The sequence below is a fragment of the Candidatus Methanomethylophilaceae archaeon genome (assembly GCA_017524805.1).
Taxonomy (GTDB): Archaea; Thermoplasmatota; Thermoplasmata; order Methanomassiliicoccales; family Methanomethylophilaceae; genus Methanoprimaticola.
Genome location: JAFXUX010000044.1, coordinates 1 through 10209, shown reverse-complemented (window position 1 = coordinate 10209; position 10209 = coordinate 1). Strand labels below are relative to the sequence as shown.

General features: G+C 57.2%; 10 protein-coding genes. 1 reads left to right on the top strand and 9 read right to left on the bottom strand.

Annotation, left to right across the window (positions count from 1 at the left end; all coding sequences use genetic code 11):
* Nucleotides 1-379: 379 nt before the first annotated feature.
* On the top strand, nucleotides 380-949 hold the full coding sequence (locus IKP20_09040; protein ID MBR4505090.1) for a chorismate mutase: 570 nt from the start codon (nucleotides 380-382) through the stop codon (nucleotides 947-949).
* On the opposite strand, the gene aroC is transcribed toward IKP20_09040, so the two are convergent.
* From aroC to IKP20_08995, 9 genes are all read right to left on the bottom strand, one after another.
* Nucleotides 929-1996: a chorismate synthase gene (aroC, locus tag IKP20_09035; GenBank protein MBR4505089.1), complete on the bottom strand. Its 1068-nt coding sequence runs from the start codon at nucleotides 1994-1996 to the stop codon at nucleotides 929-931. The two genes, IKP20_09040 and aroC, sit on opposite strands and share 21 nt — an antisense overlap.
* Before the next feature lie 7 nt (nucleotides 1997-2003).
* Complete coding sequence (aroA, locus tag IKP20_09030) at nucleotides 2004-3257, bottom strand: 3-phosphoshikimate 1-carboxyvinyltransferase (protein ID MBR4505088.1); 1254 nt, start codon at nucleotides 3255-3257, stop codon at nucleotides 2004-2006.
* The gene (locus IKP20_09025) at nucleotides 3254-4069 is read right to left on the bottom strand and encodes a shikimate kinase (GenBank protein ID MBR4505087.1); all 816 of its coding nucleotides are present in this window, start codon (nucleotides 4067-4069) and stop codon (nucleotides 3254-3256) included. The genes aroA and IKP20_09025 overlap by 4 nt, the downstream gene beginning before the upstream one ends.
* Complete coding sequence (gene aroE, locus IKP20_09020; protein MBR4505086.1) at nucleotides 4057-5346, bottom strand: shikimate dehydrogenase; 1290 nt, start codon at nucleotides 5344-5346, stop codon at nucleotides 4057-4059. Before aroE ends, IKP20_09025 begins: the two co-directional genes overlap by 13 nt.
* Nucleotides 5347-6360 (bottom strand): 3-dehydroquinate synthase II, encoded by a 1014-nt coding sequence (locus tag IKP20_09015; GenBank protein MBR4505085.1) that lies wholly within the window; start codon nucleotides 6358-6360, stop codon nucleotides 5347-5349.
* 9 nt (nucleotides 6361-6369) lie between these two features.
* On the bottom strand, nucleotides 6370-7158 hold the full coding sequence (locus IKP20_09010) for a 2-amino-3,7-dideoxy-D-threo-hept-6-ulosonate synthase (GenBank protein MBR4505084.1): 789 nt from the start codon (nucleotides 7156-7158) through the stop codon (nucleotides 6370-6372).
* Nucleotides 7159-7201: 43 nt separating this feature from the next.
* A complete protein-coding gene (locus IKP20_09005; protein MBR4505083.1) occupies nucleotides 7202-8260 on the bottom strand; it encodes a prephenate dehydrogenase/arogenate dehydrogenase family protein in 1059 nt (352 codons plus the stop codon).
* A gap of 139 nt (nucleotides 8261-8399) precedes the next feature.
* Nucleotides 8400-9731 (bottom strand): TrpB-like pyridoxal phosphate-dependent enzyme, encoded by a 1332-nt coding sequence (locus IKP20_09000; protein ID MBR4505082.1) that lies wholly within the window; start codon nucleotides 9729-9731, stop codon nucleotides 8400-8402.
* A gap of 190 nt (nucleotides 9732-9921) precedes the next feature.
* Nucleotides 9922-10209 (bottom strand): hypothetical protein (locus IKP20_08995; GenBank protein MBR4505081.1); only part of this gene is annotated, 288 nt, incomplete at its 5' end.

Sequence of the window (10209 nt, the reverse complement as noted above, 5' to 3'; positions counted from 1 at the left end):
GTATGATCTAGCACACGTCCAGGTTTCGTATGTTCCGGCAGTCATCGGGCTTTATCCGTCCTCATCCTCCAATGCGGAGCCCTGTGCCTCTTCCCCGGCCGAGTTCCTCTGGGTCGGGTGCATGATTTGATTCTATGAATCTGCAACTTACGTCGCGTAATCTCCTGCACTGCAACACCATATATAAAAGTTTCTTTATACCAACACAACGGGAATCCTGTTCCAGCAGCCAAAAAGACCGCACTCCAAAAACGGCCAGCAATCCGGTCGATAATAGTTTATTAAAGAAGAATCGAACAACATATAGCAAATAGTTTTATCGATAGCGTTTCCTTTGCCTCCAGAAAGCCAGTGATCATCGGCTTTCGCCGGTGACCGCATGAAAAACGCCATAAGGATAGGGTATATGGGAATTCCATTCTCCAACAGCGAAGAGATGGCAGCCATATTCTCCAAGAAATTCGATCTCAACAATTCTGAGCTTGTGCCTCTCATGTCGGCCAAAAACGTCATCGATGCCCTGGTCTCGAGAGAAATTGATTATGGCGTCCTTGCGGTGGAGAACAAATACGCGGGGATAGTCCAGGAATCCGAAGAGGCCAAAAAAGGGGTGCGCAACCTCCTGGAATTGGATCTGATGTGGTCGCCCATCCACCACTGCGTATTCAAAAGGAGACCTGAAGACCCCGTCACAAAGCTTGTCTCCCACATCCAAGCGCTGCATCAATCCCAAAACAATCTCCGCAGGCTGTATCCCGAAGCGGAAATGGTGGAATGCGAGGACACGGCCTATGCCGCCGAGATGCTTTCCAAAGGGATGCTCGAAGAAGGTTCCGCCGCGGTCTGCAGAAAAGATGCCGGAGAGCATTACGGCCTTTATCTCGACAACGAGAATGTGGAAGATATGGAAGACAACATGACCAAATTCTCATTGGTCAGGTTGGAATGAGAGATCCTGATCCATGATGGCGAGCGCCGCCATGGCTTCAACAACAGCAACTGCGCGAGGAACTATGCATGGATCGTGCCTTCCTTTGATTTCGATGCGGTCATCCTTCATCTCTTTCAGGTTGACCGTCCTCTGTGGCTTGGATATCGAAGGGGTAGGCTTGAATGCTACATTGAAAGTCAATGGCATCCCGTCGCTCATGCCTCCGCAGACGCCTCCCATGTTGTTGCTCAGAGCTGTTATTTTACCATCCTTGACGGCATACTGATCGTTGCTTTCCGAGCCTCTCATCGAAGCGAGACCGAAGCCTTTCCCGAATTCGACTCCTTTGGCGGCCGGGATCGAGAACATCATCCTCGCTATGGAGACATCCAGCGCATCGAACCATATGCCTCCGAACCCGATCGGAAGGCCCACGGCCATGCACCCGACGACTCCTCCGACGCTGTCGCCATCTGCGGACGCGGCCAGAATCGCTTCCTCCATCTTTGCGTCCAACCTGTCATCCGCGGCGCGGGTCTTCCTGGATTTTGAGGCGTCTATCTCCTCGAACGAGCGCTCTTTGCCATCGATGACATCCGCGATCTGCTTCGAGTAAGCGGCGATCCTGATGCCTTTGGCAGCCAGATACTGCTGCGCTATGGCTCCGGCCGCCACCAGCGGAGCTGTCATCCTGCCTGAGAACTGCGCCCCGCCGGCGACTTCGAAGCCTTCGAACTTGATAAGCGCCGGAAGATCGGCGTGGCCGGGTCTGGGGGTGACATTGAAACCTGCGTACGCGGAGGAATCCTTGTTCCCGTTCATTATCCTGATCAGAACACGCCCAGTGACTTTGCCATCTTCGACGCCTTCCTCCAGGATCACTTCGTCCTTCTCCTTGCGGGGGGTTCCGATTCCGCTTTTGGGCTTGCGGAGATCCATTGCCCTGGCGATATTGTCGGGGTCGATCTCCATCCCCGTCGGCAGCCCGTCGATGTAGCAGCCTATGGATTCGGCGTGGCTCTTGCCGAAAAGCCCTATCCTCAAGGTATTTCCGACCGAATACAGCTCCATATCAGCACCTCATGCCCAACGAGCGCATGGCATCCGGGAAACCGGGATACGAAACGTTCCAGCAGCCGTCGTCCTCCATGGATACCGGGCCTTCGGAAACCAACGAAGCCACGGCGGCCGACATCATCAGCCTGTGGTCCCCGCCATGCTCTATCCTGCCTCCGCGAAGCTTGGGGACGCCGTTTATGACGCAGCCGTCGTCCGTGCCTTCTATGTCCGCGCCCAGCGATTTCAGCATCCTTTCCACCGACTCTATCCTGTCGCTCTCTTTGAATCTGAGCTGAGGGGCCCCGTAAAGCCTGCTCGTGCCTTCCGCGGTGCTCAGCAGAACCGCGACAACTGGGAATAGATCAGGTATGTCCGAGAGATCGACGTCGATGGCCGACGGCCTGCCGACGCGGGAACATGTGACACATCCCCCGTCCGATTCCACCGAGCATCCGGATTCCCTGAGTATGTCGACTATCTTTCTGTCGCCCTGGGGCCCATCAAGATCCAGGCCCATGACTTTGACGCTGCCTGAGAGCCCGCCGGCGACCAATGGGAATGCCGCGGAAGAGAAATCGGCTGGTATCTCGATGTCGCAGGGGACGTACCTCTGCGGCTCGACATGATATCCTGTGGATGTCCTCTCAACTTCCGCGCCGAATCTTCCCATCACGGACAGCGTAATGTCCACATACGGCCTGGAAACCTGCTTCCCTTCCAGAATTATATCCATAGGCCTGCCCACCAGAGGGGACATTATCAGCATGGACGACACGAACTGCGAGCTCAAACTTCCGTCTATCCTTATCTCGTTCCCTTCGATCGGACCGCTTATCCTCAGAGGAGCCTTGCCGCCTTCGGAAGAGCATTTTGCTCCGCATCTCTGGAGGGCGTCCAGAAGGGGGCCCATCGGCCTTTTCCGGATGGATTCGTCGCCTGTTATCACGGTCTCCGACGGGAACAGGGCGGCGAGGCCCGACATCAGCCTCATCGTGGTCCCCGAATTCAGCACGTCTATCGTCCTGTCCGGAGCATGGATCCCGTCCGAACTGACTGTTATCCCGGAATCGGTCACATCAACCGAGGCGCCCATCGACCTTACGGCATCGATGGTGGCGCGAGTATCGAACGAATCCAAGGGGTTTGTGATCTCGCATCTCCCCCCGGAAAGAGCGGCCAAGATTATCGCCCTATGAGTGTAGCTTTTGGAGGGAGGAACCTCGGCCATCCCCTCGATCCTTCCCCCGCTGAAAGTGATGTCTGTCATGATGTCTCCGTGATTATGCATGGGCATCCGAGCCCTTCCGCCATTCTTCCGCCGTCTCCGCGCTCGGTCAGAACCGCGGTCGCTGGACCTGTTCCAGATATCCCTGCGGCCAGCGCGCCCAGATCCAGCGCCTTCCGGGCGAGGTCGGAGCCTCCCCCGATGATTTGCGATACGTATTCTCCGTTCTTCGTCAGGACGCCCAGATAGCCGTCCCTTATCTCCGGGACCAGCGCCTCGTATTCGCCCTTAAGCGCCTTGTAGCGCTCGACCGGGACCTTGCTTTTGGGTATGGACCTGTCGGGCACGCAAATCACCACGTCATAGGCGGGGATCTCGTCTCTTGAAATGAGAATATTGCGCGAGTTGTCGGTGACGACCAGACCTCCGAGCCCGCATCCGCAGGCGTCATCGAACGCCCCGGTTATGGTGACTTTGCATTCTTTGGCGCATGAGACGCCCAGCTTTATGATGTCCAATGGGTCGATCCGCCTGCCATAATAGTTCAGAACCGCGGATATGACCGCGTTGCAGACAGAGCTGGAGCTTTTAAGGCCCATCGACGGCGGGATATCTGTTTTGACTTCCAGATGGTAATCGATCCGATCTTCGCCCAGCAATTCCAGGGTTCTCTCAACGCATCTTTCCGCCAGATTCGGGCTCAGCTGCGGGCGGTCGACAAGGTGTACCGCTGTAGCATCAGCAGGCTCGAACCTCGCCTCGGTCTTCAGGGCTATCCCTATGGTAGAACCGATCCCGCAGGGGATGGCATTCATCACCGATATCGCCCCTCCTGAGACGCCTATCCCGGCCATCGGAGCGCCCCCTTCATAGCCGATATGTCCGGTTCCTTGCCGAACCAGATGCGGAACGATTCCGCTCCCTGGCCGACGAGCATGTCCGCCCCGTCGGCGATGCGGCACCCCCGGGATCTGGCCGAGGAGACCAAGGGCGTATCCCTTCCGTAGACCATGTCGAAAACAACCTGGTCTCCGCGCAGATTCGAGATGTCCGCGGGGTATTCCCCTTCCACCAGACCTATCGGGGTGCAGTTGACGACCAATCCGAACTTGGAAACGTCGCCTTCGAACGGCTCCGAGCCGAAATCCCTGCACAGAGCGGATACAGTTTCCTTGTTCCTCCCAGCGACGCTCACGGAAGAACCGGCACGGGAAAGCGCGTAAACCGCTGCTCTGGCGGCCCCTCCGGATCCCATGACCAGAGATTCGGACCCTTTGAGATCGGCTCCCAACAGCGCGAACTCTATTCCGCGGACGTCTGTATTCTCGCCCAGGAGTTTTCCGCTGCGGTTAGAGATGGTGTTCACCGCCCCTACGTCCTCTGCGACATCCGATATGCAATCCAGATGCGGGATTATCTCTTGCTTGTATGGTATCGTGACGTTCATCCCTCTGATGTCGTAGGCGCGGATAACTTCCTCTATGCCATCGAGGGACGGCGAGTCGAACCTCAGATATTTGCCGCTGATCCCCGCTTTCTCCATGGCGGCGCCCTGCATCGCCGGAGATCTGGAATGCGACAGAGGATGCCCGACGATGCCCAGAATCTCGCATCCGTCGCCCAATCTCTCCATCTCATCGGCGCTGAGCTGTCCCGGGGCCGTCGGGGCGCCGACATATCCGAACGTGAATTCGTTGCCGAGGCACCTCTGCCTTATGCGCGTGACCTCGCCCAGCTCCCCCATGCCCAGCAGGACATGCTTCCTGCCCAACCTTTTGGCCGCATCGGATATAGAGGCCAAATCCGCGAAAGAACGGACTGAGAACGCACCTTTCGATATCTCCTGATCCCCATCCGAAAGCATCCTGACTATGGAGTCTGCATCCGGGGTTCCGGAGAAATCATGGAACGACTTGATCTTCCTGTGCTTGGTGGCGATGTCTCTCTCCCCGACGTCCACGAGGCCCCGGAAAGAGTCTGGCACCGCCGATATGTCCTTCCCGCAGAGGGTGATCAGGGATTCCTCCCCCACGCCCGCGGGTATCCCGCCGAACACGTCCAAGCGGATCTCGTGCATACCCGAGCCCTCCCTCAGAGGGGTCTCGGACCCGTACGCTGCGCAGACCTTCATTCACTTCTCCGTGATGGACTCTTGGACGGCCATGCCGAAATGCCTGCCGCCGGATTCCAGCTTCGCCAGGACCTTGTCGCCCGGCACGATGGCGGTGACGGATTTGGATCCCTCTTTGGTGACCAGCTTGATAGTCTCGGCATTCTGGAGCACTACCGAATAATCCCTGCTCCCGTCGGTGGCTGTGACCATCAGAAGGGGCCTCTTCTCGACCTTGCTCCTGCCCACCGAAGCGGGGAAAGTCTTGCCGTCCCTCCCGCAGACCAGAACGCTGTCTCCGGCGGAGATCTCGGCGAGATATCTCGTCCCGCCCCCGGGAACTTCTATGTAGCTGTGCACGGCGCCCGCGTTGACTCTGAACGGCCTGCTGGCGACGTACCCGCTGTCCTCGCTCTCGGACTGTACCAGAAACAGGCAGTTCGAGAAGGAGCCTATGAGCATCCCCTGGCCGGGAGACATCATGCTGCACGTGTCTATGCAGACCCTGTCGCCCGTCTCCACCGGGACGACGGATTTCACGGCGATTTCGGTGAGCTCCTCGGACTTCGTCTTCGACAGGATCTCGCCGAATTTCCTGAGCTCCAAAGGATTGCGTACGTCTATGGCCACGCCGTCGACGCCCTTCTCCATGGTCTCGAGGAAAAGCTTCGCGTCGCCGATGTCGGATGCGCATGCGTAAACCTCGGTTCCGGAGCCGGAGAATTTGGCGATCATGTTCTCCAAGGGGATGACTGTCCAGTCCGTAGTCGATACTATCACGGCCTTCTTCTTCCCGGCCATGGACATCGCCTTTTCCTGGTCCTCGGGAGTGCCGATTCCGACGAACGCGTAATCGCCGGAGACAGATTCGCCATCCTCCGTGTAAATAACCTCCATCCTGCCCAGGCCCTCGAAATCCTCGTCGCCTTTCCTTAGAATGAAGCTGCAGATCCCGGTTTCGAGGCCGTTGGTGACCAGATCCTTCCTGGCTTCCCTGTCTTCGGGGCCGTCTGCCCTCACTATGAGCTTACCCATGGATTCGCCTCAGAGGAATTTGGCGGCCTCGTCCACGGAGTAGCCGTCGAGGACTATGCTGGAGATGGCTTTGGTTATGCCCATGACGTTCCTGTTCTGGAAGACGTTCCTTCCGATGGAGACCCCATGCCCTCCGGCCTCGATGGAATCATGGACCATGTTGAGGATGTCCATGTCGGAATCCATCTTGGGACCGCCGGCGATGACCACAGGCGAGAGGGCGCCTCTGCAGACGTCCCTGAAGGTGTCTATGTCCCCGGTGTAGCTGACTTTGACTATGTCGGCGCCGATCTCCGAGGAAGCTCTGGCGCAATGGGCTATGGCCTGCGGATCGAACGAATTCTTGATCTGGGGGCCGCGGGGATACGCCATGATTATGAGGGGCATACCCCAATCGTTGCACTGCTCGGAGATCTTTCCTGCCTGCTCGAGCATCGAGGGCTCGTCCTCGGATCCGAAGTTGATGTGTATGGACACGGCATCCGCGCCGTATTTGATCGCTTCCTCTATGGTGGTGATCTGAACCTTGGTGAGCTTGTTCGGCCCCAGATCGGTGGAAGCAGAGAGATGCATGATGAGCCCCACATCCCTCCCGGACTGGCGGTAAGAGTACCTTATGAGACCTTTGTGCATCAGAACCGCGGTCGCCCCTCCGTTGGAGACGTCGTCTACGGTCTTCCTCATATCGATGAGGCCGTCGAGCGGCCCTACGGATATTCCGTGGTCCATCGGGACTATGACCGCGTTGCCGGTCCTCCTGTCCATTATCCTTTCCATGCGGATGCTTTTCCCGTACATCATGTATTATCCCTGCCATAATTCTCCATTTTTTATTAATTTATTATCGTTTTCCGTAAAAGTATTCCCTGCCTGCGTCCATCAGCGACACGAATCCCGAGGGATCGTCGCTCAATGAGCATTCCCTGAGATCCTCCACGGCGCCGGCGAAAAGCGACCACATCTCCTCCCTGTGCGAGTTCATATGCTGGATCTCGTAGTAGAGCATGGGATCCTCGGAAGCCACGGACATGTTGGTGTCCAGGCCTTTATTGAAAGTGGTGGAAGATACGGTCCTGAGGTCCTCGAAGGAATAACCGCTCCTCTGCAGAACGGTGAATAACGCTATGTTGACCGCATGCGTAAGTCCTAAAACGTATGACATGTAGGAATCGTGCTCCGAAAGGCCCATGACCCTGATGTTCCCGCCGCTGTCCGAGAAAAGGTCGGCGGCTTCCTCTGCGGCTTCGCGGTTCCCGCAGTCGCAGACGATGAGGTTCCTGCCGTACATAGAAGTGGCAGACGGCCCGAACATGGGGTGGACGGAGCATACCTTCATGCTCTTGGCCATCTCCCTCAGCGCGGGCTCCGCAGGGGTCTTCAAAGAGGCAAGATCGAAGATCAGAGTATCAGGGGAGCATATGCCTTTCAGCTGCCCCAGAATCCCGGCTACTGAATGGATGGGGACGGAAATGATGACGGCATCGCATCCGGCGCAATCCTCTATGGATAAGCCATTATCCAAAGCGGGGTCTATGGCGATTACCTCATGCCCGGAGTCACTCAGGAAATCCGCCGTCCAAACGCCCATCTTCCCGGCGCCGCCTATTATCGCGATTTTCTTGCCTACTCTGCCGGAAGGAACCCTGGATTCTACCTCGACGGCTTCCTTGATGAGCGCGCGGGCGACGTTCTCCATCGCTTCGCGGCTGAGGCCGGCTTGCATCCCCGCTTCGACGTATCTGGAGACGACCTTCCGCTCAACAGATTCGTTGCGTATGGGAAGGTTTCTCTCCCTTTTGATCTCGCCGACCTTCTTTGCCAGCTCGGTGCGCTCAGCTATGAGCCCCACTATCTCGGCGTCTATCCTGCCAATGCCTTCTCTCAGCTCGTCCAGCCCCATGGGATCGCTTCCCTTCGGATGCGCCGGCGAACCTCAACAGTGAAAGCGGCGCGTTACCGTGACACGTGTTAACACGGAACACTATATATCATTATCTGGAAAAATGGCCCCTCCCGGCGAGGGGAGAGGCAGTTTAGTTTCAGTTGGAAATGTCGGACGAGGGCAAAGTTCCGCTGAGGTACTGCTCGTATCCGTACAGATCCAGCAATCCGTGCCCGGAAAGGCAGAACACGATGGTCTTCTCCTCGTTCTTCTCCTTGGCCTCGAGAGCCAGATCGATGGCTGCCTTGACTGCGTGGCAGGATTCGGGAGCGGGTATGATTCCCTCGGTCCTGGCCATCATGACTCCGGCCTCGAAAGTCTGGGTCTGATCGTAGGACCTCGCAGAAAGCAATCCGGTATCGTACGCGGCAGAAACCAAAGGCGACATGCCGTGGTATCTGAGACCGCCCGCGTGGATCGAAGAGGGTATAAAGTCGCTTCCGAGGGTGTACATCATCAGCAGAGGCGTGAACCCGGCGGTGTCGCCGTAGTCGTACTTGAATTCCCCTTCGGTGAGGGAGGGCGCGGCTTTGGGCTCGACGGCGACGAACTGGGTGTCCTTGAATCCTGTGCCGCGGATCTTCTCTCCGAGCATGGGGAACGTCAGTCCGGCGAAATTGGAGCCTCCTCCCGTGCAGGCTACGACGTAATCCGGGCTGATTTCAGCCATGGACATCTGCTGGATGGTCTCCTGGCCTATGACAGTCTGGTGGAGCATGACGTGGTTCAGCACGCTTCCCAGAGAGTAACAGATCTCGGGATCTTTCGCGGCCATCTCGCAGGCCTCGGAGATCGCGATTCCCAAGGAACCGGAAGTCTCGGGGTGCTCCTTGAGGATTTTCTTTCCGAACTCGGTGTGCTCGCTGGGGGACGCATAGATCTTGGCGCCATAGGTGTTGATGATGGTCTTCCTCAGGGGCTTTGCCATGAAGCTTCCTTTGACCATGAACACGGTGGTGTCCAAGCCATAAAGGTTGGAGACCATGGCGAGAGCGGTTCCCCACTGTCCCGCGCCTGTCTCGGTGGTGAGTGTGTGGACCCCTGCTTCCGCGTTGTAATAGGCCTGGGCGAGAGCGGTGTTGCCTTTGTGGCTTCCCAGCGGGCTCATGTCCTCCCTCTTGAAATAGATCTTTGCGGGAGTCTTGAGGTGTTTCTCGAGCCTGTATGCCCTCTGGAGCGGAGCGGGTCTGTTCAGATAGATCAGATTGTCGCGGACCTCTTCGGGGATGTCGATGTACCTCTCGGTCGAGCCCTCCTGCCTGATGATCTCTTTGCAGAAGATGGGCTCGAAATCCTCGGGTTTGGCGGGCTCTCCGGTGCCCGGGTTGAGCGGGGGCTTCAGCCCTGGAAGGTCGGATGCCAGGTTGTACCATCTTTTGGGTATGTCCTCTGGCGACAGATTGATTCTCGCATCTCTGGGAATTGCCATGTCTGGTGGAACCATACGTACTGTATATAATAATATCATTCATTAATGTATAATAATATACAATTGAAAGAAACCGATACGCAAAAATGAACAAAGAAAATAGCCCAATGCACTGATTTGTGCCTTGGCTCATACTGCAACCGGGAATGGGATTGAAGGGGCCCGGGGGAAATCCCCGGGCGTTTCGGCGTCACTTGTGAATGACGAAGGTCATCGAGGAGATGTCCAGCTTGTCGCCGTTGAAGAACTTGTCGACGAGCTGCTGGTGCAGGGCGTCGGCGAATCCGGCGGGGACGATGTCCGGATGGAGGATCTCGGCGGCGTAAGCGACCCTGAGAGGCACGGGCATTCCGCCGCAGATTATGAACTGGCCGTCGGTGCCGTTCACCCAGTCGGCGAAGGGCGCGGTGTAGTCGCTCCACTTCTTGTCGAAGTCCTCGGTTCCGTCGTAGAAGTTGCCGGTCCTGAGGTGCAGGAT

Coding starts and splice junctions, on each gene's coding strand:
- aroE (MBR4505086.1), bottom strand. CDS start 5,346: ATGAAGGTCTGCGCAGCGTACGGGTCCGAGACCCCTCTGAGGGAGGGC.
- IKP20_09025 (MBR4505087.1), bottom strand. CDS start 4,069: ATGGCCGGGATAGGCGTCTCAGGAGGGGCGATATCGGTGATGAATGCC.
- IKP20_09015 (MBR4505085.1), bottom strand. CDS start 6,360: ATGGGTAAGCTCATAGTGAGGGCAGACGGCCCCGAAGACAGGGAAGCC.
- IKP20_09005 (MBR4505083.1), bottom strand. CDS start 8,260: ATGGGGCTGGACGAGCTGAGAGAAGGCATTGGCAGGATAGACGCCGAG.
- IKP20_09000 (MBR4505082.1), bottom strand. CDS start 9,731: ATGGCAATTCCCAGAGATGCGAGAATCAATCTGTCGCCAGAGGACATA.
- IKP20_09010 (MBR4505084.1), bottom strand. CDS start 7,158: ATGTACGGGAAAAGCATCCGCATGGAAAGGATAATGGACAGGAGGACC.
- aroA (MBR4505088.1), bottom strand. CDS start 3,257: ATGACAGACATCACTTTCAGCGGGGGAAGGATCGAGGGGATGGCCGAG.
- IKP20_09040 (MBR4505090.1), top strand. CDS start 380: ATGAAAAACGCCATAAGGATAGGGTATATGGGAATTCCATTCTCCAAC.